Below are 22,125 nucleotides of genomic sequence, written 5' to 3' on the forward strand. Positions count from 1 at the left end.
TGCCGTTTCGCTAAAAGTGCTCTAGCCTCGACGTGTACGAAACAGTTTCGTTTACGCGTTGGTAAAGATCCGAACGACTTCCCTGGAGTGGTTCTTCCATGTCCCAGAAGACCCTTTCCGAAGACGCCCAGGCGGGCGCAGCCGAGGCGCCACCCGAGGCCTCCTCCAACAAGCGGTGGTGGATCCTCGCGGTCGTCGCCCTCGCCCAGCTGATGGTGGTCCTCGACGCCACCATCGTGAACATCGCGCTCCCCTCCGCCCAGGCCGATCTCGGCTTCTCCGACGGCAACCGGCAGTGGATCGTCACCGCGTACGCGCTGGCCTTCGCCTCCCTCCTGCTGCTCGGCGGCCGGATCGCCGACCTCTTCGGCCGCAAGACCGCCTTCCTCGTCGGTATCGTCGGCTTCGCCGCGGTCTCCGCACTCGGCGGTGCCGCCACCAACTTCGAGATGCTGGTCACCGCCCGCGCTCTCCAGGGTGTCTTCGGCGCACTGCTCGCGCCCGCCGCGCTCTCGCTGTTGAACACGACGTTCACGGACGCCAAGGAGCGCGCCAAGGCGTTCAGCGTCTACGGCGCCATCGCCGGCGCGGGCGGCGCGGTGGGTCTGCTGCTCGGCGGCATCCTGACCGACGCCCTCGACTGGCGCTGGACCCTCTACGTCAACGTCGTCATCGCCGTGTTCGCCTTCGCCGGCGGCTGGTTGCTGCTCCACAACCACCGCGACGCCTCCAACTCCAAGCTGGACGTGCCCGGCACGATCCTGGTGGCCGCCGGTCTGTTCGCCGTGGTCTACGGCTTCTCCAACGCCGAGACGCACGACTGGGGCTCGCCCGCGACCTGGGGCTTCCTGATCGCCGGCGGTGTGCTGCTGGCCGCCTTCACATGGTGGCAGACCAAGGCCGCGCACCCGCTGCTGCCGCTGCGCATCCTGACCGACCGCAACCGCGCGGCCTCGCTCTTCGCGCTGCTGATCTCCGGCGCGGGCATGTTCGGCGTCTTCCTCTTCCTCACCTACTACCTCCAGCTCAACCTGGGCTTCAGCCCGACCAGGACCGGTGTGGCGTTCCTGCCGATGGTGGCCGCGCTGATGGTGACGGCCCAGCTCGGTACGACCTTGCTGCTGCCGCGGATCGGCCCGAAGGCCGTGGTCCCGCTGGGCTTCGCGGTCTCCGTGGCCGGCATGGCCTGGCTGACCGGGATAGGCACCGACTCCGACTACGTGACCGCCGTGCTGCCCCAGCTGATCATCGTCGGCCTCGGCCTCGGCCTGGTCATGCCGGCCGCCATGGAACTGGCCACCGGCGGGGTCGCGGCCGAGGACGCGGGCGTCGCCTCCGCCACGGTCAACGCCATGCAGCAGGTGGGCGGTTCGATCGGTACGGCGCTGCTGAACACCCTGGCCGCGAGCGCCGCGACCGACTACCTCGCCGGGAAGGACCCGAGCAACAAGCTGGTCCAGGCGCAGGCCACGATCGAGAGCTACACCACCGCCTTCTGGTGGTCGGCGGGCTTCTTCGCCGTCGGCGCGGTGATCGCCTTCCTGCTCTACCGGCGCGGGGTGCCGGAGCAGGACCCGGACGCCGCACCCGTCGTCCACATGTAGCCGCATCGCTCGTGCACGGGTGAGTGCACCAGGGCCGAGGGGCCGCCGTCTGCAGGGAGACGGCGGCCCCTCCGCGCTGTCATGGTGACGGTGTGCGGACACCGGCGGCGGCACTCGGCAGCGCGGTCTTCTTCGCCCTCGCGCCCGGCACGGTCGCCGGGCTGGCGCCGTGGTGGCTGACAGGCTGGCGGACCGGTGACTGGTGGCCGCCCGTGCGGCTGATCGGTCTGGTCCCGCTCCTTCTCGGCGCCGCCGTCCTGCTGACGGCCTTCGTACGGTTCGTCCGGGAGGGGCTCGGCACCCCGGCGCCGGTCGCGCCGACCGGGCGGCTCGTGGTGGGCGGGCTGTACCGGCATGTGCGCAATCCGATGTACGTCGCCGTGGTCGCGGCGATCGCCGGCCAGGGGCTGCTGCTGGCCCGCCCGGTGCTGTTCGGCTACGGCGCCGGTGCCTGGGCGCTGATGTGGGCGTTCGCCCGGTGGTACGAGGAGCCCGCGCTCGCCGCCCGGTTCGGTGCGCGGTACGCGCGGTACCGGCGTGCGGTGCCTGGCTGGTTGCCGCGGCTCACTCCCTGGCGCGGTGAGTGACCGCGTTGTTCCGCCCGGTAAATGGGTACTCACGGGTCCATGCGAATCAGCGTGGTGGATGTGGGGTCGAACACGGTCCGGCTGGTGGTGGCGGACACGGAGGGCGGGGTGCCGCTGCCGGTGCACACCGCGAAGTGGCGCCTGAGGCTGTCCGAGTGCGTCGAGCCGGGCGGGCCGGTGCCCGAGGAGTCCGTCGAACGGCTCGTGGCCGCGGTGGACGAGGCGAGCAGGACCGCCGCGAAATGGGGCGCGGCCGCGCCGCTGGCCTTCGCGACCGCGGTGGTGCGCGCCGCCCCGAACCGCCGTGAGGTGCTGCGTGCGGTCCGCTCGCGCACCGGTGTCGGGCTGTGCACGCTGCCGGGCGAGCTGGAGGCGGAGCTCACGTTCCTCGGGGCGCGGCGCTGGATGGGGTGGCGGTCGGGACCGCTGGCCCTTCTCGACATCGGCGGGGGCTCCCTCGAAGTGGCCTTCGGGCGCGGCCGGGTGCCGGACTTCGTGGCCTCGCTGCCGCTGGGCGCGGGTCGGCTGACCCACGAGTTCTTCGAGGGCCAGGATCCGCCGCCGCAGGAGCTGGTGCGGGCGCTGCGCCGCCGGGTCCGGCATCAACTGCGGGACGTCGCGGCCCGGATCCGCTGGGAGGGCCCGCGTACGGCGGTGGTCACCTCCCGCACCTTCGAGCAGCTGGGGCGGCTGTGCGGGGCCCCGCCGGGACGGCACGGGCCGTTCGTGGAGCGCCGGTTGCGCCGCTCGGACCTGCGCGAGGCGATGATCCTGCTCGCCGGACTCCCCTCCGCCGAACGCGCCCGGCTCCCCGGCATCTCCGCGCCGCGCGCCGCACAGAGCCTGGCCGGGGCGGTGGTCGGACACACCGCGCTGAAGCTGACCGGCATCAAGACCGTGACCGTCTGCCCCTGGGCCATCCGCGAGGGAGTGCTGCTGCGGCACATCGAGGACGGCCCGTCCTGGTGGGCGGGGATCAGCCGCGCCCAGGAGGAGAGGACCGACCGGGACGCGGTGCCGCTGCGCATCGCGACGGCGGGAAGCTGAGAGAGGAGCTGCCATGACCCACCACGAGCACGGAGAGCACGGAGAGCACGGCAAGAACGCCAAGAACGGCAAGAACGGCAAGAACGCAGAGCACACCCCCAGGACGGCCCTGGACGAAGTCCTCCGCGAGGCCGAGGAGGCGGAACGGCGCACGACGGACTCCCAGGAGCAGCGCCGCCGCAGGGGCGAGGCCGGAGAGGCCATCACCCCCAATGTCCGCGCCCAGGAGGAGTCCGAGGGCGACTGACGGCCCCCGGCCCGGCCTCACGCGACGGCAACCCGGCGAACGGCCACGGCGGACCGCTGCCGCGTGTCCGGTGTGGCCCAAGTCGGCCGACGCCAACCCCGACGCGTGCCCGGGCCGGGCACGGCTGAACCGATCCACGAGTGCACGAGCGGCGACCACAGCCGAGCCTCTCCACGCGTGTCGGTGCAGCAGGCGGGGCCGACGCTCCGCCCCCGGTCACGCCACGACTGCAGGAGGGTCACCTCCCCCGCGCGCCGGACCGGCACCCAGGCCCGAGCTCCCTCCCGCACGCGCGCGAGCTGCGGCCACGACCGGGCCCCTCTCCCACGCGCCGGACCGGCGACCACACCCGGGCCCCCTCCGCCCGCACGGATGGCCCGCCCCCGCCCGGGTACCCGGGTCGTATGACGCACGACCGCGTGGAACCACGGTTGCCGGTCGCCCGAGGGGCGGTCTCGGCGGCTGTGTCGGAGTATCTGCTGGGCACCGGGCCGCTCCCCGCCCCCGCCGAGGTCGCGCGGGCGGCCGTCTACGGGGACGATCTCCAGCTCGCCCTCTACCTCTGCTACGAACTGCACTACCGCGGCTTCGCGGACGTGCCCCGGGATCTGGAGTGGGACCCGGAGCTGCTGCGTACCCGGGCCGCGCTGGAGCACCGGTTCCTGACGGCACTGCGCACCGACGCGCAGGTCCACGACGGAGTCGAGGACGCGCTCGCGCCGCTTCTGGTGGAGCCCGTCGACGGCAGCGGGGTGACCCACTATCTGCGGGACGAGGGAGCGTTGTGGCAGCTGCGCGAGTACGCGGCCCAGCGCTCGCTGTACCACCTCAAGGAGGCCGATCCGCATGCGTGGGTGCTGCCGCGGCTGTGGGGGCGGGCCAAGGCGGCCATGGCGGCGGTGGAGTTCGACGAGTACGGCGGCGGCCGCGCCGACCGGGTGCACGCCCGGCTGTTCGCCGACCTGATGGCGGACCTGGGCCTGGAGACGACGTACGGGCACTATGTGGACGCGGCCGGCGCCGAGGTCCTGGCGACGGTGAACCTGATGTCCCTGTTCGGTCTGCACCGGCAGCTGCGGGGCGCCCTCGTGGGCCACTTCGCGGCTGTCGAGGTCACCTCGTCGCCGGGTTCCCGGCGGCTCGCCGAGGCCCTGCGCCGGACGGGCGCCGGGCCGGCCGCCGCGCACTTCTACGACGAGCACGTCGAGGCCGACGCGGTCCATGAGCAGGTGGTGCGCCACGACGTCATCGGCGGGCTGCTCGCCGAGGAACCGCATCTGGCGCCCGACGTGGCCTTCGGCATCGACGCCACCGTGTGTCTGGAGGACCGTCTCGCCGACCGGCTGCTGACGGACTGGCGGGCAGGCCGCTCGTCCCTGCGCACTCCCCTCACTTCCGAATCATCCGTTACCTCCTGATTCTCGGGGTACCCGGCCGGAGTGAATCCACTGGCACCACCGGGCGTCTACAGCCCACAGGCAGACACCGCCCTGCTGGCCGGGGCCCTCTCCGAGGAACCGCTCCCGCCGGGTGCGGAGGTCCTGGACGTGGGCACCGGAAGCGGGGCGCTCGCACTGGAAGCGGCGCGCCGCGGAACCCGGGTGACGGGGGTGGACGTGTCGTGGCGGGCGGTGTGCGCCGCACGCCTCAACGCCCGGCTCGCCGGACTGCGGGTGCGCGTGCGCTACGGGGACCTCTTCGCTCCGGTGCAGGGGCGGTCCTTCGACCTCATCCTCAGCAATCCGCCGTACGTGCCGGCACCGGACGGGCGCCGCCCGGTGCGGGCCTGGGACGCGGGCGGCGACGGCCGGCTCGTCCTGGACCGGATCTGCCGGGAGGCTCCCCGTCTGCTACGCCCCGGCGGTGTCCTGCTGCTCGTCCAGTCCGCGCTCAGCGGCCCGGAGGAGACCCTCGGGCATCTGCGCGCCGCAGGCCTGGAGGCCGGTGTGACCCGGCGGACGCTGATCCCGTTCGGTCCGGTGCTCCGCGGACGTGAGCACTGGCTGCGCGAGGGAGGACTGCTGTCCGCCGCCGAGAAGAAGGAAGAGCTGGTGGTCGTCCGTGCCGAACTCCGCCCCTGAGTCACCGCGCCGGGTCAGGATCGAGCGCCGGGGTCCCGTCCTGGTGGACGGCCCCGTCGACGTGGAACTGCCGGACGGCACCACGGTCTCCTCCGACCGCTTCCGGGTCGCCCTGTGCACCTGCCGCCGCAGCCGCCGCTACCCGTGGTGCGACACCAGCCACCGGGACCGCAGCTGAGCGGATCCGGCGAAGTCGACGACTCCGCCCGGGCCGGCCGGCGGGCGCCGCGCTCGCAGTCGGACCGAACCGCCACCACAGGCCCTAGCGCTCGTCCTGTGCGTCGGTGGCGGGAGCCCAGGGCCCGCGCCACACCACCCACACATGCCCCTGCGCTCCTCGGTGGACGTGCAGTCCGTCGACGACTCCCAGCAGGGGAAGGCCCGTTGCTCCGTTGCCGGGGTCGCCGTGCAAGGTGATCCGGGTGTCGTCCGTGCCCGCCAGCGCGAGGCCGCCGCGGTCCGCCGTCAGGACGATCCGGCAGACGTCGGCCGCCGTCCGGGCCAGCAGGCAGCGGCTGACCCGCCGACCGACGTCGAGCAGGGAGGCGAGGAACCACGCGGGCGCCTCGATCACCCCGGTCACGGCGGCCGCCGCGGCGCGGGCGGCGGCCTCCCCGCCCCGGCGGGCGAAGTGCGCCGTGAACTCCATCTCCAGCGCGGGCTCCATGAGCCCGCGGTGAGTGAGCAACGGAGGCTCGTCAGAGGAAGTGCGCACCGGCGTACCCACGGCCAACCCTCCTGCGGTGTACGGAGATTGCAGCCAGGGGCCGGGGCGGCACGGCGACTCTACGGCGCCGACGACCGGTTGAACAGGCCGTCGATGTGCAGAAACCTCGACTAAAAGTCAATAACTGCAGCTGGAATTCACTAGGTCGGGTGAACTAGATCTTGCGCCATCCCTCCTCAGGGATGCGACCCACGCCGCCGGGGTAACTACCGAGATCGAATGCGCGCCCCTGTCCAGGTGGAGCCGATATGACACGGGATTCCGGAGCCGGTCCCCCAGCGGCGAACCCCTATGCCCGCACGTACCGGCACGGCCCGTTCACGGTCGTCGAGGCGGCGGACGAGATCGACATGGCGACCGCGGCCTCCCTCGCCGAGCATCTGGACGCCGCGACCGCGGGCCAGGAGCCGGACGTCCTGGTCGACCTGCGCACGGTGGCCTTCTTCGACGGCTCGGGCCTGCGCGTGCTGTGCCGGGCGGACTCCCGCGCCCGCGAGCGCGGCGGCCGGCTCCGGGTCGTGTCCGCGAGCCCGCGCATCCGGCGGCTGCTGCACGCCGCGGGACTGCTGGGCCGCTTCCCGCCGCTGCCGGACCTCCCCGGACGGCGGGGCTGATCGAAAGGAACTCCACGGTTCCCGAAGGCCGGCCCGGCGGCCCCACTCCGCCCGGCCGGCCCCCGTACGAGATCGCAGGACCCCGTGACAGCGCTCGCTCTCCCCGGTCACGGGCCGCTGTCCAGCTCACGGGGGCCGTGCGACCCCGGCCCTAGAAGGTGAAGAGGCTCGCGCCGTGGGAGCTCTTCACGCATTCGTTGGCGAAGGTGCGCTCGTAGGCGACGCGTCTGCCCTGCCAGACGCCGTCGACGGTGACGACCACCGGGTCGTACTCCTTGGTGCACATGACCTCGTCCTGGCCGGCGAGCGCATCGAAGTCCCCGCCGGCACCGCGCAGTTCGGCGCAGGCGGCGGCCGGTGCGGGATGGGTGCCGGAAGCGGTCGGGGCACAGGTGAGGGTGACCGCGCGGGCGGGTGTGGCGAGGGCGGCGTCCTCGCCGTGGGCCACGGTGAGGACCAGGGCCGAGGGGGCGTAGAGCGAGGCGGGGGCGGCGAGGGCGGTCCCGGTGAGGGGGCCGCAGACGGCGGTGGCCGTCAGGGTGAGAGTCGCTGCCCAGCGTGCGGTGTTCGGCATTGTGTGCATCCTTCCGCTCGGAACGGGGGTGTGGCCGCGTCCGGCGCGATCGGTGCCGGAGCGGCGAGCGCGAGTCTGCCGAGTCCGGCGCCGGATCTCACATCGACCCCACGCGTTTCAGTAACCTTGCGTATTGAATCAGTGGCTCGAAGTCACGGAATTCGAACGCAACGACGCCGGAACCACGGGCCTCTTGATCGTTCCAGCCGACCGAATGGCCGGTTCACCCCTGCTCCGCAATAGGCCTGAAACATTCCGGTTGAGCTCTCGGCGGACCCCCGCCGCATCCCTTGTGTTCATGTCCTGGCCGAGTAATCGTCATTACATGATTACGACAGAGCAGCAGGAGAAGCTGCGCGGCTGGTTCACCGGCCGCCTGCCCGACGATCTCTTCGAGGAACTGGCCGAGGTGACGGTCGACCGCGAGGAGATCACCGTGATCGGCCGCATCCCCGCCCCCCGGCTCGCCGAGGATGTCTCGGACACCGAGCGGGCGGCCGCTGTGCAGGGCCGTGTGCAGGAGTTCCGGGAGCGCACCCGCGAGACCCGGATCGAGGTGGCGCGCGCGGCCGAGCACCGGTTCCGCAGGAAGGTCTCCTGGGGTGTGGTGTGCGACGGGGAGCGTGCGCTGTTCACCCATGTGGCCGCACCCGTCATGACCCGGCTGCGCCAGCCGGAGCGCCAGGTCCTCGACACGCTCATCGCGGGCGGGGTGGCCCGCAGCCGCAGCGACGCGCTCGCCTGGTGCGTGCGCCTGGTCCAGAAGCACACCGACGACTGGCTCACCGAGCTGCGGGAGTCCCTCGAACACGTCCAGCGGGTGCGCGCCCAGGGCCCCGACACCGAACCGGAGGACACGCCGACGGACACCGAGTGATGGAGGTTTCGCACACCAGGGGCACGAAGGATGGATGAACCGTCCTCTGGTGCGGCCGTCGACCCCGGCCTTACCGTCGGCAGACCCCCGAGAGGACGGCATCCACTCGCGCCGCACACCCCCGCGCAGGCGAGCGCCGTACGCTCACCCGACTCGCCCGCGCCACGACGCGCTCCACCGCCGGTCCCCTCGTTGGAGCCTTCCTTGTCCCCGCAGCCCGACCCCACCGCCGTGCCACCGTCCCTGACCGAGGTCGAGACCCATGGTGTCGACCGCATCCCCGACGCCGAGCGCACCGCGACCCCGCTGGATCTGTTCCGGCTCGCCTTCGGCGGCGCCAACACCTTCTCCACCTGTGTGCTGGGCGCCTTCCCGATCCTGTTCGGCCTCTCCTTCTGGCAGGGCCTCGCGGCCACGCTGCTGGGGGTCGTCGTGGGCGCGCTGATCCTGTGCCCGATGGCGGTGTTCGGTCCGGTCAACGACACCAACAACGCCGTGTCGTCCTCCGCGCACCTGGGCGTGCACGGCCGGGTGGTCGGCTCGTTCCTGTCGCTCCTGACCGCGGTCGCCTTCTTCTCCATCTCGGTGTGGAGCTCCGGCGACGCCCTGGTCGGCGGCGCGCACCGGCTCTTCGGCCTTCCGCGCGGCGACCTGTCGTACGTCGTGGCGTACGCGCTGTTCGCCGGACTGGTCCTCGCGGTGTGCGTGTACGGCTTCCGCTTCATGCTGTTCGTCAACAAGGTCGCGGTGGCCGCGGCGAGCGTGCTCTTCCTGCTGGGCGCGATCGCCTTCGCCGGCGACTTCGATCCGTCGTACGCGGGCGTCTTCACGGACACGGCGGACGCGGCCACGCGCTCGCTGTTCTGGCCGTCCTTCATCGGCGCGGCGCTGATCGTGCTGTCGAACCCGGTGTCGTTCGGCGCGTTCCTCGGTGACTGGTCGCGCTACATCCCGGCGAGCGCCTCGCGCCGCAAGGTGATCGGCGCCGCGTTCCTGTCGCAGATCGCGACGCTGCTGCCGTTCCTCTTCGGTCTGTCGACCGCCAGCATCATCGCGGCGAAGGCCCCGGACCACGTCGACCCCGCCGCCCCCGACTTCGTGGGCGGACTGCTGGCGATCTCGCCGGGCTGGTTCTTCCTTCCGGTGTGTCTGATCGCGCTGATCGGCGGCATGTCGACAGGTACGACAGCGCTGTACGGGACGGGCCTGGACTTCTCGTCGGTGTTCCCGCGCCTCAGCCGGGTGCAGGCGACGCTGTTCGTGGGCGTGCTGTCGATCGCGTTCCTCTTCATCGGCCGCTTCGGCCTGGACCTCGTGCAGTCGATCTCGACCTTCGCCACGATGATCATCACCTGCACCACGCCGTGGATGGTCGTGATGATGCTGGGCTTCTGGACCCGCCGCGGCTGGTACGACCCGGACGCCCTGCAGGTCTTCAACCGCCGTCAGCGCGGCGGCCGTTACTGGTTCGCGCACGGCTGGAACTGGCGGGGCATGACGGCCTGGTGGGTGTCGGCGCTGCTCGGCGTCCTGTTCACCAACATCCCGGGCCAGTTCGTCGGCCCGCTCGGTGACCTCGCGAACGGCGTGGACATCAGCCTGCCGCTGTCCCTGGTCGTGGCCGCGGTGCTGTTCCTGGCGCTGCTGCGGCTCTTCCCCGAACCCCGCGCGGTGTACGGACCGCAGGGCGCGCGCTTCGCCCGTACCGTCGACGTCCCGGTGCCGCCCGTCACCGGACCGGGTGCGCGGCCGGGCGAGCCGGAGCCCGTAGGGGCGGCGAACGGGAGCTGACCCGGGGTTCTGACCGGCGTTTACCCGCCAGTATCGTCGGAGCGCAGCGCGTTCTCAGCGACGAGAGGCGGTACGTACGACATGGCCAGGCACTGGGCTGACTTCCAGTACGAGATCTATCTGAACGGCATGTCGGGCGCCGTACCGCGGTTGCCCACCGATCTGACCCGGCTGGAGGAGCTGACCGAGCAGCGGCTCGGGCCCGGGCCGGTCGGGTACGTGGCGGGCAGCGCCGGTGACGGGAGCACCGCCCGGGCCAACCGCGCGGCGCTCGAGCGGCGGCGGATCGTGCCACGGATGCTGCGGGACGTGCACGAGCGGGATCTGTCGGTCGAGGTGCTGGGCCGCGCCCTGCCCGCGCCGCTGGCCCTGGCGCCGGTCGGCGTGCTGTCGATCATGCATCCGGGCGCGGAGCCCGCCGCCGCCCGGGCCGCCGCCGCGCAGGGCGTGCCGTACATCCTGTCCTCGGCGTCCAGCACACCGATGGAAGAGGTTGCGCAGGCGATGGGGGACGCGGAGCGCTGGTTCCAGCTGTACTGGCCGAAGGACCCCGAGGTGGCGTTGAGTTTCCTGAACCGGGCGAAGGCGGCCGGGTTCACCGCGCTCGTCGTCACCCTCGACACCCCTCTGCTGGCGTGGCGGCCGCGCGACCTCGACCAGGCCTACCTTCCGTTCCTGCACGGGGTGGGCACCGCGAACTACTTCTCCGACCCGGCGTTCCAGGCGGGCCTGGCCAAGCCGGTGGGCGAGGATCCGAACGCGGCCGTGATGCACTTCGTGGGCATGTTCGCCGACCCCGGCAAGACCTGGCCGGACCTGGCGTTCCTGCGGGAGAACTGGGACGGGCCGATCGTCCTCAAGGGCATCCTGCACCCCGACGACGCCCGTGCCGCCGCCGACGCCGGGATGGACGGGGTCGTGGTGTCCAACCACGGGGGCCGTCAGGTGGCCGGTTCCGTGGCGGCGGCAGACGCTCTGCCCCGGGTCGTGGAGGCGGTCGGCGACCGGCTGACGGTCCTCTTCGACAGCGGCGTCCGCACCGGCGACGACATCTTCAAGGCCCTCGCGCTCGGCGCGCGGGCGGTGCTCGTCGGACGGCCGTACGTGTACGGCCTCGGGCTGGACGGACAGCCCGGCGTCGAGCATGTGATCCGCTGTCTGCTCGCCGAACTGGACCTCACCCTCGCCCTGTCCGGGCATGCCTCCCCCGCCACCGTCGGCCCCGCGGACCTGGTCGAGGACGCCGTATGACCGGCGCGAAGAACGTGCTCGCCGTCGTCGCGCCCCACGTGGGCGGCCGCACCGCCGGGGCCGGGCTCGCCGCGCTCCTGCCGGACGGGACGCGGGTGACGGTCGTCGAGGAGGCGGACGAGGATCCGGCGGCGCTGCGGTCGGCGCATGTGATCATCACGGCCCTGTCCCCGGTCACGGCCGGACACATCGCCGCCGCACCGGAGTTGGAGCTGGTGCAGTGCGCGAGCCACGGCTTCGACTATGTCGACGTGGCGGCGGCACGGGCCCGGGGCGCGGCCGTGTGCACCATCGGCTCCAGCGGGGCCGAGGCGCAGAACGTGGCCGAGCAGGCCTTCGCCCTCATGCTCGCGCTGGCCAAGCAACTGGTCCCCGCGCACAGCGCGTTGGTCGAGGCCGACTGGGCGCTGCCGAGGCTCCAGCGCTCGCTGACCGAACTGTCCGGGAAGACGCTCGGCATCGTGGGCCTGGGGCAGATCGGGCGTGAAGTGGCCCGGCGCGCGGTCGCGTTCGACATGAGCGTCGTCTACGCCGGGCGGCGCCGGCTGCCGGAGGAGACCGAGGCGCGGCTCGGCGGGGCCCGTCATGTCCCGCTGGACGAGCTGCTGGGGGCGAGCGACTACGTCTCGCTGCACGCGCCGCTGACCGACGAGACCCGGCATCTGCTCGACGCCGAGCGGCTCGCGCTCCTCAGGCCGACCGCGTTCGTCATCAACACGGCGCGGGGCGCCCTCATCGACCAGGACGCCCTCGCCGACGCCCTGGAGAAGGGCGCCCTGGCCGGGGCGGGGATCGACGTCTTCGACCCCGAACCGCCCACCCCGGCCCTGCGGTTGCTGCGCGCCCCGAACGTGGTGCTGTCGCCGCACGTCGGGGGCGTCACCCGGGAGACGCTGGTGCGGATCGCCCTGGCGGCCGTCCGGAACGTGGCCGGCCACCTGGCGGGCGAGCCGCTCCGCGACGTCGTGACCTAGACGGGTCCCCCGACGGCCCGGGCCGAGGGCCTCCCGGTCTCGGGCACCGACAGCGCACCGGCGCTCGGCGACACCCGGTCCGTCACCCAGCGCTCCTGGTCCGACCCGTCCCGCACCTTGACGACGATGTCGGCGTCCGCCGTCCCGTTGGTGGAGGTCAGGGCGAGCTGTTCGTCCCAGCGGGTGAGCAACTCGCCCTGCACGGTGATGTCGTAGCGCACGTCGTCGGCGCGCTTGTTCTTGTCGTCCGCACAGGCGCCGAGGACCACCACACCGGCGTCCACGTGGGAGTCGAGGCACAGATCGGGGTCCGCGGCGCTGCGCAGCAGTCCGTCGACCTCGTACGTCCACTTCTGGGTCTCGGCGTCCGAGCAGGCCTCCAGCTCGGTGCCGGCGCCCTTCCTCACCTCACCCCGGATGTCGAGGCAGAGGTCGGCGCCCACGTTCCGCAGCCGGGACTGCCTGGGGATGATGGGGAGTTGGGCGGTGCCCGGCGGCGAGGTGGCCACGCCTCCCGAGGCCGACCGGCCGCCCTCGGAGGCGCTGGAGGAGGCGATCGGCTCGGCGCCGTCGTCGTCCGACCACAGGTTCGTGGCCAGCACGCCGGCGATCAGCCCGGCGGAGGCCAGCCCCACTCCGGTGAGCAGTACACGTGAGGGTCGCTGTCCCTCCGGCGGACGGCGGCCGGGGGTGGGGATGCGGGAGAGCAGACCCCGGCGTCCGCCGCCGTGCCGGGCGCCACCGCGGGCGCGCGGCCCGGACTCGGTGCGGCCGGAGCGCGATTCGAGGTAGCGGCGGGCGCCCCAGCCGAGGACCGCTTCGGCGAGCAGTACGCCCAGCCCGCCCTCGAAATGACTCAGTTGTTCGGCGGCGAAACGGCAGTAGCTGCACTCGGCCAGATGCTGCTGGACATCCGGCAGCAGGGCTCCGCCCCGGCGTATCGGGACGTCCAGGAGACGGTTGTAGAACCGGCAATCCTTGGTGGGCGCGAGTTCTCTATGGGCATGTACACAGCCCTCGCGGAATTTTTCACGCGCCTGTTCGAGTGCGGCCGACGCGGTGTCGGTATCCATGCCGAGCAGAGCGGCGGGGACGGCAATCGGCTCGGCCTCGACCTCGGTGTGCCAGAGCACACAGCGGGCGAGTCCGGGCAGCGCCTGGAATGAGCGCTCGGCGAGTTTCCGGTTTTCGGGCGTCATGAACTTCGCGGCCCGCATACCGCGACCGCCGGCCGGTTTCCCGAGGTCCGGCAGAACGCCGGATATCCGGTCCTCAGCGGACCACTCGCGGATCATGTCGCGAACGCGCACCAGAAGCGTCGGGCGCAGTGCGGTGGCCGGTTCGCCGAGCGCCAGCCGGTCCAGGACCTGGTGGAAGGCGGCCGCGGTCACCATGGAGGCGACGTCGGAACGGGCGGCGAGACAGATGACGGCGTACTCGTGGACGGGCGGCCAGTGCCGCGCCATCAGCAGCGCGGCCGACCGGGCCGCCTCACCGTCCGGACGCCCCCTGAGCCGGCCGGCCAGATCGTCGTCGGATTCCCCCGCGACTCCGCCGGGCGGCGGGTAAGGAGGGTGAGGGGGGTGGGGGGTGGGCACTGAGCGGATTCCTTCCCACGCACGGGTGACTCAGAGAAGTTCTGCTCGCCGGAAAGGCCCCGGGGATTGGTGTATACCTTTTTGGCGAGGCGCGAGGAGTACGAATTCACCAACGACTCGTCCGCCCGGGTCCCCCACCGGACGAAAGAAGACCCGGCCATTACCCCCCGCACGGGTAGTTCACCCTTGCACAACACAGTCATGACCAACAAGGCACTTGAGCAACATCCGCACCGTTGAAAGAAAGTCAGAAACGGTCGCGGCGCAGGTCGCGGGCGCCAGATTTCACGATTTCAGGCGCCCCGTGTGAAACCCGCGCACGCGCCGGAGCGTTGCGCACGCTCCCGGCGCGCACTCCCCCGTAGTGCACTGGGTACCGGCCCCTCGGAGGCCACGCACAGGACGGCGGCTCTCCTGTGCGCAACGGCCGCCGGCCCCGATCCTCCCGCCCTCGGTCGGCGGCCCCGAGGGGGGAACGGGGCCGGCCCGGCCGGGGGCGGGAGCCCTGAGCGTGCGGCGCCGCTCTCTGTGCCGAGCCGCTATATCTGCCAGGAGCGCAGCCGGTCGGCCGCCCCGTAGACGTCCGTCTTGCCGGAGAGCAGATCGCGGGCGAGGTCGACGAGGGCGCCGTAGGGCGGGTCGATGCCGACGTCGCTGACGAACATGTACGCCACGGCCGTCGCACAGGCGAACCGGGCGTTGGCCGACGGCAGGGGCTTGAGCAGCGTGAGGGTGTGCAGCAGGGCGGCGGCCCGCCAGGCCGGGTCGGAGTCCACGCCCAGGCGCGGCGGGTCGACGCGATGGCGCGCGACGGCGGCCACTAACGCGGAGAAGTCGTTGATCGTGGGCTGGTCGGGCAGGACCTCTTCGTGACGCTGGAGCAGCCAGGGCACGTCGATGTGGACGACGGGAGCCATCGGTCAGACGACCCGCCCCTCGCCCTTGACGGCTGGTTCGTCGTCGGGGAAGGCGGCGGCGAACTCGTCGGCGTGAGAGGCGAAGAACCGCCGGAACGCCTCCGCGCCCTCCTGGAGGGCACGGTGCCGTGCGATGTCGGCCGCGGCCGCCTCCCGCACGAGGGCCTTCATCGACGTACCGCGCTCCTTGGCGATCTGCCGCAGGTCCTCTAGCTCGCGGTCACTGAACTCCACGTTGAGAGCTGGCATGCCCTTCACGGTACCGCTGAGGTACTTACTCGTAAATAGCTCCTGGTCAGAGCGACCTTCGCGGGGTACCACGGGACAAGAACGCCATGTCCGATTCCCGCCAGCACGGGCCCGTCCCGAGCAGCAGACTCGTACCCATGACGACACACACGGCCTACACGACGTACCGCAGCCCGCTCGGCGAACTGCTCCTGGTGGGCGGGGAGTCGGGGCTCGCCTCGCTGTCGATGCCGGGGCAGCGGGGCGCACCCGCCGTCCGTCCGGAGTGGCGGCGCGACGACACCCTCTTCACCGAGGCCGAGGAGCAGCTCGACGCCTACTTCGCCGGCCGGCTCACCCGCTTCGAGCTGCGCTTCGACGTGCGCGGGACCGAGTTCCAGCAGCGCGTGTGGCGGGAGCTCGACACCGTCCCGTACGGCACCACGACCACCTACGGCACGCTCGCCGCGCGGCTCGGTGTGGCACGGGCCGACACCCCGGCGGTGGGCGCCGCGCTCGGCGCCAATCCGCTGCTGATCGTGCGGCCCTGCCACCGGGTGATCGGCGCCGACGGTTCGATGCGCGGTTACGCGGGCGGGGTGGAGCGCAAGGTCGGGCTGCTCACGCACGAGGGTGCGCTGCAGCCGACACTCGTCTGAAGGGAGGTACCGACATGACGCCCACCCTCACCCAGGCCCGGCGGCGCGTCGCCAGGACCGACTGGGACGCGCTCGCCGCCGGACTCGACGCGCACGGCAGCGCGCCGACCGAGGAGTTGCTGACGCCCGGCGAATGCCGTGACCTCGCGGCGCTGTACGAGAAGCCGGAGCTGTTCCGTACGGCGGTCGATCTGGCCCGGCACCGCTTCGGCGCGGGCGAGTACCGGTACTTCACCCACGACCTGCCCGCCCCGGTGGCAGCCCTGCGGGCCGCGCTCTATCCGCGGCTGCTGCCGGTCGCCCGTGACTGGGCGGCCCGGCTCGGCCGCCCGGCGCCGTGGCCGGACTCCCTCGACGAGTGGCTGGAGCGGTGTCACGCGGCCGGACAGGACCGTTCGGCGCAGATCCTGCTGCGCTACGGGGAGGGCGACTGGAACGCACTGCACCGCGACGTGTTCGGCGAACTGGTCTTCCCGCTCCAGGTGGTGGTCGGGCTCGACGCGTACGGCACCGACTACACCGGCGGTGAGTTCCTGATGGTCGAGCAGCGGCCCAGGGCCCAGTCGCGCGGCACCTCGACCGTGCTGCGGCAGGGCCACGGCCTGGTGTTCACCACCCGCGACCGGCCGGTACGCACCAAGCGCGGCTGGTCGGCCGGGGCGATGCGGCACGGGGTGAGCACGGTGCGCTCGGGTCACCGGCGTGCGCTGGGGCTCGTCTTCCACGACGCGTCGTAGGCCCAACGCCCGCCAACCAGCGCGGCCAGGGCCTCCTAGGGGCGGGCCCACAGCCCCTTCCTCCGGTAACTCCCCTCCCAGAACAGCCGGTTGAGAACCCGCACGGGCGGCGGCATGGAACCGAAGAAGCGGGCGCGGTCCGCGGGCGGGGCGCCGTCCGTGACCCAGGGCACGAACACGGCGGCTCCCCGCAGCCCCTGCACCTCGCGCATCCGGCCGGTGAAGGCGCCCCAGTCGGCGGGCGTGAGGACGTCCTGGATCAGCGGCAGGGCGCTGTCCTCCTCGTGCTTGAGATGGTCGTCCAGCGTGGCGCTCAACGCCCGTACCAGGTCCGGAAGTTCGGCGGCACGTTCGGTGAGTGCGGTGTCGACGGCCGCGAGCAGCGGGTCGATGCGGGCGTGCTCGGCCTCCATCTCGTCGAGGAGGGCGAGATCGCGCGGGCGGCCCGCCGCGCGGTCCCGGACCCGCGGCCACAGGTCACTGTCCTCGGCGGTGTGGTGGATGTGGAGCTGATGCGTGAAGTTCTCCCAGCCGGTGCGGACCGGGGCGGTGTCCGCGCGCCCTTCGGCGACCGCGGCGGCGAGGCGCTCCAGATCGCGCCGGAAGGCGTCGTGGGAGGCGTACATCGCGGTGAGGTCGATCATCTTCCCTCCTCGGTGTGGAATCTGCCTTCAAGAGGAGGGGCCGGCCGTCGAACGTGACGCGGTGAGGCATAGGTCACATTCGGGCCTCCTCATGTCACATTCGGGCCCCCGCCGGGTGTCGCAGTGGTGAACGCGTCACTGGGGAGGCCCGCGCATGTCCGAGAGTTCCGCACCTGCCACCGACAAGGCCACCGACGTCTTCGTCGACCATCGCGAGCTGCTGTTCGGCCTGGTCTACAACATGCTCGGCAGCGTCGCCGACACGGAGGACGTCCTCCAGGAGACCTGGCTGTCCTGGACGTCCCGCAATCAGGGCGAGCCCCTGGAGGGGATCACCAACCCCCGCGCGTACCTCGTCCGTATCGCGGTCAACCACGCCCTGAGCCGCCGCGCCGCGATCAGCCGCCGCCGGGAGACCTATGTCGGCCCCTGGCTGCCCGAGCCCCTGGTGGCCGAGGGCGGCGCCGAGGATCCCGCGCTGCGCACCGAGTCCGTGTCGATGGCGATGCTGGTGGTCCTGGAGTCCCTCACCCCGCTGGAACGGGCGGTGTTCGTGCTCAACGAGGTGTTCGGGTACGCCCACACCGAGATCGCGGACATCATCGAGCGCACCCCGGCGGCCGTACGGCAGCTCGCGCACCGGGCGCGCGGACATGTGCACGCCCGCAGGCCGCTGTACCAGGCCCATCCGCGCGTCCGCCGGGAGGCGACCGAACGTTTCGTGGAGGCCACGCTCGGCGGGGACATCGCCGCGCTGATGGAGATCCTCGCCCCCGACGTCACGGTGTGGACGGACGGTGGCGGCAACCGCCAGGCGGCGGGACTGCGCCCGGTGCACGGCCGGGACAAGGTGGTCCGCCTCATCTCCGGCTTCCGGGACCGGGGCCTGAAGAAGAACCTCGACCTGCGCTACCGCAGCGTCAACGGCGACGACGCGGCCGTGCTGTTCGAGGGCGACGAGCCGTACGCGGTGATGGTCATGGACCTCACACCCGAGGGCGACCGGGTCTCCGACGTCTACATCGTGACCAACCCCGAGAAGCTCACCCATGTGCACAAGGAGGAACAGTGAGCGGCGAACGCGTTGCCGACTGGTTCGACGGCCGGCTCGGCATCCACTCCTTCGGGAAGAAGTACCTGCGCAAGGTCTTCCCGGACCACTGGTCCTTCCTGCTCGGTGAGATCTGCCTGTACAGCTTCGTCGTACTGGTCCTCACCGGCGTATGGCTGACGCTGTTCTTCCATCCGTCGATGAACGAGGTGACGTACCAGGGCAGTTACGTCCCCCTCAACGGGGTGCGCATGTCCGAGGCGTACGCCTCCACCCTGGACATCAGCTTCGATGTGCGCGGCGGGCTGCTGATCCGGCAGCTGCACCACTGGGCGGCGCTGGTGTTCATCGCCGGGATGCTGATGCACATGATGCGGCACTTCTTCACCGGGTCGTTCCGCAAGCCGCGCGAGGTCAACTGGCTGTTCGGCTGGACCCTGCTGCTCCTCGGTCTGTTCGAGGGGCTCTTCGGGTACTCGCTGCCGGACGACCTGCTGTCGGGGACCGGGCTGAGGTTCGTCGACGGGGCGATCCTGTCGGTGCCGATCGTGGGGACGTATCTGTCGTTCTTCATCTTCGGCGGCGAGTTCCCGGGCGACGACATCGTGGCCCGTTTCTACTCGCTGCACATCCTGGTGATCCCGGGCATCATGGCGGCGCTCGTCGTGGCGCATCTGATCCTGGTCGTCTACCACAAGCACACCCAGTTCGCCGGGCCGGGCCGGACCGAACGCAACGTCGTGGGCGCCCCGTTCTTCCCGGTGTACCTCGCGAAGGCGGGCGGATTCTTCTTCCTGGTCTTCGGGGTGCTCACGGTCATCGCGGCCGTGGCGAGCATCAACCCGGTCTGGAGTTACGGCCCTTACCGCGCCGACCAGGTCTCGACGGGCGCCCAGCCCGACTGGTACCTGGGCTTCGCGGAGGGGCTGGTGCGGGTGATGCCCGGCTGGGAGATCGACCTCGGGGGCCACACCCTCGTCCTCGGGGTGCTGATCCCGATCGTGGTGTTCCCGCTGCTGCTGGTCCTCATCGGGGTCTACCCGTTCATCGAGGCCAGGATCACGGGTGACAGGAACGAGCACCACCTCCTGGACCGGCCCCGCAACCGGCCCGCCCGTACGGCGATCGGCGCGGCCTGGATCAGCGTGTATCTGATCCTGCTGGCGGGCGGCGGCAACGACATCGTGGCCACCCGCCTCCACCTGTCCATCAACACGGTGACCTGGGCGGTCCGGATCGGGGTGTTCGTCGTCCCGGCGATCGTCTTCGTGGTGACGCGCCGGATCTGTCTGGGGCTCCAACTCCGTGACAGGGAGCTGGTGCTGCACGGTCGGGAGACCGGTGTGATCAAGCGGCTGCCGCACGGCGAGTACGTGGAGGTGCACCAGCCGCTCGATCAGGCCCGGCTCCACACGCTCACCGCGCACGAACGGCCCGGTGAGCTGGTGGAGCACGCGAGCGTCAGCCTTGATCCGCCACGAAGGACGCCATCCGGGTCAGGGCGGAGTTCCAGTTGATGGTGTGTTCGTTGGTCGACCAGGACTGGATGTCGTCGATGTAGCAGAACTGGCCCACGCAGCCCTGGAGTTTGCTCTGTGCGTAGGGGTCCTGGATGCTCGAGTTCGGTCCGCCCGCCAAGGTTCCCTTCGGCGGGTTGGGCTGGCTCGGGTCGAGCTGGTGGGCGTACCAACGGGCGTGCTGGTTGTGGGAGTTGACCTCGCCGTAGCCCGTCACGTACGACATGTTCAGCGCGTTGCGGCCGAAGATGTAGTCCATGCTCTGCACGGCGCCGTCACGGTACTTGGCGGCGCCGGTGATGTCGTACGCGGTGGCGATGACGATGCCGTTGTGCAGGATCTGGTGGTTGGAGCCCCAGTCGTAGAGGTTGTCGGCGGGGGCGTAGGGCATGCCGTAGGCCTGGGACTTGAGCGTGGCGAGGTAGCGGTCCGCGCCCTTGACCACCGACTGGCGGATCTTGTCGCGGCCGGGCAGCCTGTGGGGGACCGTCGCCAGGTCCAGGCGGGCCGCGGCGGCGGTGCGGGCCCAGTCGTAGCCGAGGGGGCCGAAGATGTCGGCGGTGTGGACCGGTGAGGCCAGCACGTGGTCGGCGAAGGTCTTCTCCCCCGTCGTGAGGTACAGCTCGGCCGCAGCCCAGTAGAACTCGTCGGTCACATCGCTGTCGGGGTAGGCGCCGCCACCGGTGCCGTCATTGGGGTCGGCGTAGATGTCCGGGTGCGCCAGGGCCGCCGTCCAGGCCTTGCGGGCGGCCGCGAGGGCCTTGGACGCGAAGGCCTTGTCGTAGGGCTTGTACAGACGGGCCGCCTGCGCGGCCGTCGCGGCGAGGTTCAGGGTCGCCGCGGTGTTCGCCGGGTGCAGCTCACGCTTCTGCGGGTCATCGCTCGGCATCAGCGGCAGGCCCGTCCAGGCCTCGTCGTGGATCTTGTGGTGGGCCATCCCGGCCAGCGGCTGCCCGTCCGGCACCTGCATCTTCAGCAGGAACTCCAGCTCCCAGCGGGTCTCGTCGAGGATGTCCGGCACCCTGTTGCCGCTCTCGGGGATGGCGAGCGTGCCGTCGCCGAGCTTGGCAGGCTGTCCGGTGCGGGCGTGCAGGGAACGCTCGTACGTGCTCAGCAGCTCCCACACGGAGATGCCGCCGTTGACGACGTACTTGCCGTGGTCGCCGGCGTCGTACCAGCCACCCCTGACATCGAGCGTGTAGTCGCAGACGCCGGGCTGGCAGGGGACGTTGCCGTCACCCTGGTTGGGCGCGACGTCGACGTGTCCGGCGGCGCGGCCGTAGCCGGGGCGCAGGTCGTCGCGTATCGCGATGCCGCTGCGCTGGGTGTAGTAGTACTTCGCCGCGTCCGTGCGCAGCCGCTCATAGGCGCTCGCGCCGATGTCGAAGGGCCGGCTGGTCTCGCCGTCGGCGACCAGGGTGAAGTCCTTGCCCTGCTTCCTGTAGCCGCTGAAGTCGATCGAATGGACGTTCTGCGCGGAGGAGACGTCGGTGCCGCGCGGTGTGGTCGCCCCCTGGGCGACGACGGTGCCCGCGGCGTTCTTCAGCTGCCACGGCAGCTTCGCGGTCGCGTCGGTGACCAGCGTGGCGTTCTTCGGACCGGAGGGCAGATAGGCGACCTGGTTGACGCGCACCCGGGGGCCGGTGTCCGGCTCGTACACCTCGGGCGGCACCCCGCCCAGCAGGGAGGCGTTGTCGACACAGAACCGCCAGGGGTCGGCGCTGCCGCCGACCTGGAAGCCGACCTGGGCCTGGGTGGTGTCGACGGGCGAGGTGAAGGTGTAGGAGTACGTGTTCCCCGAGACGCTCAGCTGCGGGCTGACCTCGAAGTAGGTGTCGTACGGGGCGACTTGGAGACCGACGATCGCGCGTACGACATGATCGGCGGGCGAACCGTTCGCGGTGAAGCCGAACCTGTACGACTCGCCCTTGACCAGGGTGATGTCGTTCTGGCCGATGGCAGCGTCCCAGCGGTTGGCGGTGCCGCCCGGCACCTCCCCGCAGAGCTGTCCGTCGGACAGGCCCGCGGTGACGTTGCTGGTCGCCCACCAGGGCTCGGTGGTGGTGTCGAAGGTGCCGTTCTTGAGCTGCTCGACCTCGTCGGCGGCGGCCGGGGCGCCGGGGGCGGCCACAAGGACCGCGCCCAGCAGGGCCGTCAGGGACAACAGGGCGGTTCTGCGTCGTTTCACGTCCGGGCTCCTCGGTGAGCTACGGGCGGCGCTCGCTTATGGGAGCGCTCCCAAAAGACGGTCGACGGCCAAGCTTGTTGCAGGCATGACACCCCGTCAACAGTCCGGACATAAACGATTTCCTCGGATCACCGTCCACTTCCTCTGCGGCAGCCCCGGGCGTCACAACGGCCGGAGGCCGCCCCCTCGCCCGTGCCGCCGGGTACGCAGGG

At 71.5% G+C, this 22,125-nt stretch carries 23 protein-coding genes; 16 read left to right on the forward strand and 7 right to left on the reverse strand.

Going from position 1 to position 22,125, the window contains the following annotated elements:
- The first annotated feature begins 98 nt into the window (after positions 1 to 98).
- The 7 genes from PH203_RS33620 (at position 99) to PH203_RS33650 (ending at position 5,744) form a co-directional block, all read left to right on the forward strand.
- Entirely contained in the window at positions 99 to 1,604 is a 1,506-nt protein-coding gene (locus tag PH203_RS33620; RefSeq protein WP_289924999.1) for an MFS transporter, read from the forward strand.
- 92 nt (positions 1,605 to 1,696) lie between these two features.
- Positions 1,697 to 2,191 (forward strand): isoprenylcysteine carboxylmethyltransferase family protein, encoded by a 495-nt coding sequence (locus PH203_RS33625; RefSeq protein ID WP_289925000.1) that lies wholly within the window; start codon positions 1,697 to 1,699, stop codon positions 2,189 to 2,191.
- Positions 2,192 to 2,230: 39 nt separating this feature from the next.
- On the forward strand, positions 2,231 to 3,238 hold the full coding sequence (locus PH203_RS33630) for a Ppx/GppA family phosphatase (protein ID WP_289925001.1): 1,008 nt from the start codon (positions 2,231 to 2,233) through the stop codon (positions 3,236 to 3,238).
- A 13-nt stretch (positions 3,239 to 3,251) separates the two neighbouring features.
- On the forward strand, positions 3,252 to 3,485 hold the full coding sequence (locus tag PH203_RS33635; RefSeq protein WP_289925003.1) for a hypothetical protein: 234 nt from the start codon (positions 3,252 to 3,254) through the stop codon (positions 3,483 to 3,485).
- Between the two features lie 404 nt (positions 3,486 to 3,889).
- Positions 3,890 to 4,903, forward strand: coding sequence for an iron-containing redox enzyme family protein (locus PH203_RS33640; RefSeq protein ID WP_289925004.1), 1,014 nt, complete (start codon positions 3,890 to 3,892; stop codon positions 4,901 to 4,903).
- Positions 4,904 to 4,924: 21 nt separating this feature from the next.
- Entirely contained in the window at positions 4,925 to 5,566 is a 642-nt protein-coding gene (locus PH203_RS33645) for a HemK2/MTQ2 family protein methyltransferase (RefSeq protein WP_289925005.1), read from the forward strand.
- Positions 5,547 to 5,744: a CDGSH iron-sulfur domain-containing protein gene (locus tag PH203_RS33650; protein ID WP_289925006.1), complete on the forward strand. Its 198-nt coding sequence runs from the start codon at positions 5,547 to 5,549 to the stop codon at positions 5,742 to 5,744. Before PH203_RS33645 ends, PH203_RS33650 begins: the two co-directional genes overlap by 20 nt.
- 84 nt (positions 5,745 to 5,828) lie before the next feature.
- Here the strand turns inward: PH203_RS33650 and PH203_RS33655 are convergent, their stop codons facing one another.
- Positions 5,829 to 6,233, reverse strand: a complete 405-nt coding sequence (locus PH203_RS33655; RefSeq protein WP_289925007.1) for a hypothetical protein — start codon at positions 6,231 to 6,233, stop codon at positions 5,829 to 5,831.
- A gap of 308 nt (positions 6,234 to 6,541) precedes the next feature.
- Between PH203_RS33655 and PH203_RS33660 the strand changes: the two genes are divergently transcribed.
- Positions 6,542 to 6,907, forward strand: a complete 366-nt coding sequence (locus tag PH203_RS33660; protein ID WP_289925008.1) for an STAS domain-containing protein — start codon at positions 6,542 to 6,544, stop codon at positions 6,905 to 6,907.
- Positions 6,908 to 7,058: 151 nt separating this feature from the next.
- Here the strand turns inward: PH203_RS33660 and PH203_RS33665 are convergent, their stop codons facing one another.
- Positions 7,059 to 7,481 carry a protease inhibitor gene (locus tag PH203_RS33665; RefSeq protein ID WP_289925009.1) on the reverse strand — a complete coding sequence of 141 codons (423 nt, stop codon included), beginning with the start codon at positions 7,479 to 7,481 and terminating at the stop codon, positions 7,059 to 7,061.
- A gap of 325 nt (positions 7,482 to 7,806) precedes the next feature.
- Between PH203_RS33665 and PH203_RS33670 the strand changes: the two genes are divergently transcribed.
- The 4 genes from PH203_RS33670 (at position 7,807) to PH203_RS33685 (ending at position 12,374) form a co-directional block, all read left to right on the forward strand.
- Positions 7,807 to 8,358 carry a hypothetical protein gene (locus PH203_RS33670; RefSeq protein WP_289925010.1) on the forward strand — a complete coding sequence of 184 codons (552 nt, stop codon included), beginning with the start codon at positions 7,807 to 7,809 and terminating at the stop codon, positions 8,356 to 8,358.
- Positions 8,359 to 8,562: 204 nt separating this feature from the next.
- Positions 8,563 to 10,149 carry a cytosine permease gene (locus tag PH203_RS33675; protein ID WP_289925011.1) on the forward strand — a complete coding sequence of 529 codons (1,587 nt, stop codon included), beginning with the start codon at positions 8,563 to 8,565 and terminating at the stop codon, positions 10,147 to 10,149.
- Positions 10,150 to 10,230: 81 nt separating this feature from the next.
- Positions 10,231 to 11,400 (forward strand): lactate 2-monooxygenase, encoded by a 1,170-nt coding sequence (locus PH203_RS33680; protein WP_289925012.1) that lies wholly within the window; start codon positions 10,231 to 10,233, stop codon positions 11,398 to 11,400.
- Positions 11,397 to 12,374 (forward strand): NAD(P)-dependent oxidoreductase, encoded by a 978-nt coding sequence (locus PH203_RS33685; protein WP_289925013.1) that lies wholly within the window; start codon positions 11,397 to 11,399, stop codon positions 12,372 to 12,374. Before PH203_RS33680 ends, PH203_RS33685 begins: the two co-directional genes overlap by 4 nt.
- On the opposite strand, the gene PH203_RS33690 is transcribed toward PH203_RS33685, so the two are convergent.
- The 3 genes from PH203_RS33690 to PH203_RS33700 form a co-directional block, all read right to left on the reverse strand.
- Positions 12,371 to 13,972, reverse strand: a complete 1,602-nt coding sequence (locus PH203_RS33690; protein WP_289925014.1) for a ricin-type beta-trefoil lectin domain protein — start codon at positions 13,970 to 13,972, stop codon at positions 12,371 to 12,373. The two genes, PH203_RS33685 and PH203_RS33690, sit on opposite strands and share 4 nt — an antisense overlap.
- 539 nt (positions 13,973 to 14,511) lie before the next feature.
- Entirely contained in the window at positions 14,512 to 14,889 is a 378-nt protein-coding gene (locus PH203_RS33695; protein ID WP_289925015.1) for a toxin Doc, read from the reverse strand.
- 3 nt (positions 14,890 to 14,892) lie between these two features.
- A complete protein-coding gene (locus PH203_RS33700) occupies positions 14,893 to 15,138 on the reverse strand; it encodes a hypothetical protein (RefSeq protein ID WP_266884638.1) in 246 nt (81 codons plus the stop codon).
- A gap of 137 nt (positions 15,139 to 15,275) precedes the next feature.
- Between PH203_RS33700 and PH203_RS33705 the strand changes: the two genes are divergently transcribed.
- Together PH203_RS33705 and PH203_RS33710 are read left to right on the forward strand one after the other, a co-directional pair.
- Entirely contained in the window at positions 15,276 to 15,776 is a 501-nt protein-coding gene (locus tag PH203_RS33705; protein WP_289925019.1) for a methylated-DNA--[protein]-cysteine S-methyltransferase, read from the forward strand.
- Between the two features lie 14 nt (positions 15,777 to 15,790).
- Positions 15,791 to 16,513 (forward strand): 2OG-Fe(II) oxygenase, encoded by a 723-nt coding sequence (locus tag PH203_RS33710; protein WP_289925021.1) that lies wholly within the window; start codon positions 15,791 to 15,793, stop codon positions 16,511 to 16,513.
- A gap of 35 nt (positions 16,514 to 16,548) precedes the next feature.
- Here the strand turns inward: PH203_RS33710 and PH203_RS33715 are convergent, their stop codons facing one another.
- Positions 16,549 to 17,157 (reverse strand): hemerythrin domain-containing protein, encoded by a 609-nt coding sequence (locus PH203_RS33715; protein WP_289925022.1) that lies wholly within the window; start codon positions 17,155 to 17,157, stop codon positions 16,549 to 16,551.
- Positions 17,158 to 17,311: 154 nt separating this feature from the next.
- Here PH203_RS33715 and sigJ point away from each other — a divergent pair, with 154 nt between their 5' ends.
- Both sigJ and PH203_RS33725 read left to right on the forward strand, forming a co-directional pair.
- Entirely contained in the window at positions 17,312 to 18,229 is a 918-nt protein-coding gene (sigJ, locus tag PH203_RS33720; RefSeq protein WP_289925023.1) for an RNA polymerase sigma factor SigJ, read from the forward strand.
- On the forward strand, positions 18,226 to 19,725 hold the full coding sequence (locus PH203_RS33725) for a cytochrome bc complex cytochrome b subunit (RefSeq protein WP_289925024.1): 1,500 nt from the start codon (positions 18,226 to 18,228) through the stop codon (positions 19,723 to 19,725). Before sigJ ends, PH203_RS33725 begins: the two co-directional genes overlap by 4 nt.
- Here PH203_RS33725 and PH203_RS33730 read toward each other — a convergent pair.
- A complete protein-coding gene (locus PH203_RS33730; RefSeq protein WP_289925025.1) occupies positions 19,670 to 21,913 on the reverse strand; it encodes a glycoside hydrolase family 9 protein in 2,244 nt (747 codons plus the stop codon). The genes PH203_RS33725 and PH203_RS33730 overlap by 56 nt on opposite strands.
- Positions 21,914 to 22,125: the final 212 nt, after the last annotated feature.

The sequence above is a fragment of the Streptomyces sp. S.PB5 genome, from assembly GCF_030403745.1.
Lineage (GTDB): Bacteria > Actinomycetota > Actinomycetes > Streptomycetales > Streptomycetaceae > Streptomyces.

Excerpts from the sequence above, each read along its gene's own strand:
- PH203_RS33685 (WP_289925013.1), top strand. The coding sequence starts at position 11,397 with ATGACCGGCGCGAAGAACGTGCTCGCCGTCGTCGCGCCCCACGTGGGC.
- PH203_RS33665 (WP_289925009.1), bottom strand. The coding sequence starts at position 7,481 with ATGCCGAACACCGCACGCTGGGCAGCGACTCTCACCCTGACGGCCACC.
- PH203_RS33640 (WP_289925004.1), top strand. The coding sequence starts at position 3,890 with ATGACGCACGACCGCGTGGAACCACGGTTGCCGGTCGCCCGAGGGGCG.
- sigJ (WP_289925023.1), top strand. The coding sequence starts at position 17,312 with ATGTCCGAGAGTTCCGCACCTGCCACCGACAAGGCCACCGACGTCTTC.
- PH203_RS33695 (WP_289925015.1), bottom strand. The coding sequence starts at position 14,889 with ATGGCTCCCGTCGTCCACATCGACGTGCCCTGGCTGCTCCAGCGTCAC.
- PH203_RS33715 (WP_289925022.1), bottom strand. The coding sequence starts at position 17,157 with ATGATCGACCTCACCGCGATGTACGCCTCCCACGACGCCTTCCGGCGC.
- PH203_RS33710 (WP_289925021.1), top strand. The coding sequence starts at position 15,791 with ATGACGCCCACCCTCACCCAGGCCCGGCGGCGCGTCGCCAGGACCGAC.
- PH203_RS33630 (WP_289925001.1), top strand. The coding sequence starts at position 2,231 with ATGCGAATCAGCGTGGTGGATGTGGGGTCGAACACGGTCCGGCTGGTG.
- PH203_RS33705 (WP_289925019.1), top strand. The coding sequence starts at position 15,276 with ATGACGACACACACGGCCTACACGACGTACCGCAGCCCGCTCGGCGAA.
- PH203_RS33670 (WP_289925010.1), top strand. The coding sequence starts at position 7,807 with ATGATTACGACAGAGCAGCAGGAGAAGCTGCGCGGCTGGTTCACCGGC.
- PH203_RS33680 (WP_289925012.1), top strand. The coding sequence starts at position 10,231 with ATGGCCAGGCACTGGGCTGACTTCCAGTACGAGATCTATCTGAACGGC.
- PH203_RS33700 (WP_266884638.1), bottom strand. The coding sequence starts at position 15,138 with ATGCCAGCTCTCAACGTGGAGTTCAGTGACCGCGAGCTAGAGGACCTG.
- PH203_RS33660 (WP_289925008.1), top strand. The coding sequence starts at position 6,542 with ATGACACGGGATTCCGGAGCCGGTCCCCCAGCGGCGAACCCCTATGCC.
- PH203_RS33620 (WP_289924999.1), top strand. The coding sequence starts at position 99 with ATGTCCCAGAAGACCCTTTCCGAAGACGCCCAGGCGGGCGCAGCCGAG.
- PH203_RS33655 (WP_289925007.1), bottom strand. The coding sequence starts at position 6,233 with ATGGAGCCCGCGCTGGAGATGGAGTTCACGGCGCACTTCGCCCGCCGG.
- PH203_RS33635 (WP_289925003.1), top strand. The coding sequence starts at position 3,252 with ATGACCCACCACGAGCACGGAGAGCACGGAGAGCACGGCAAGAACGCC.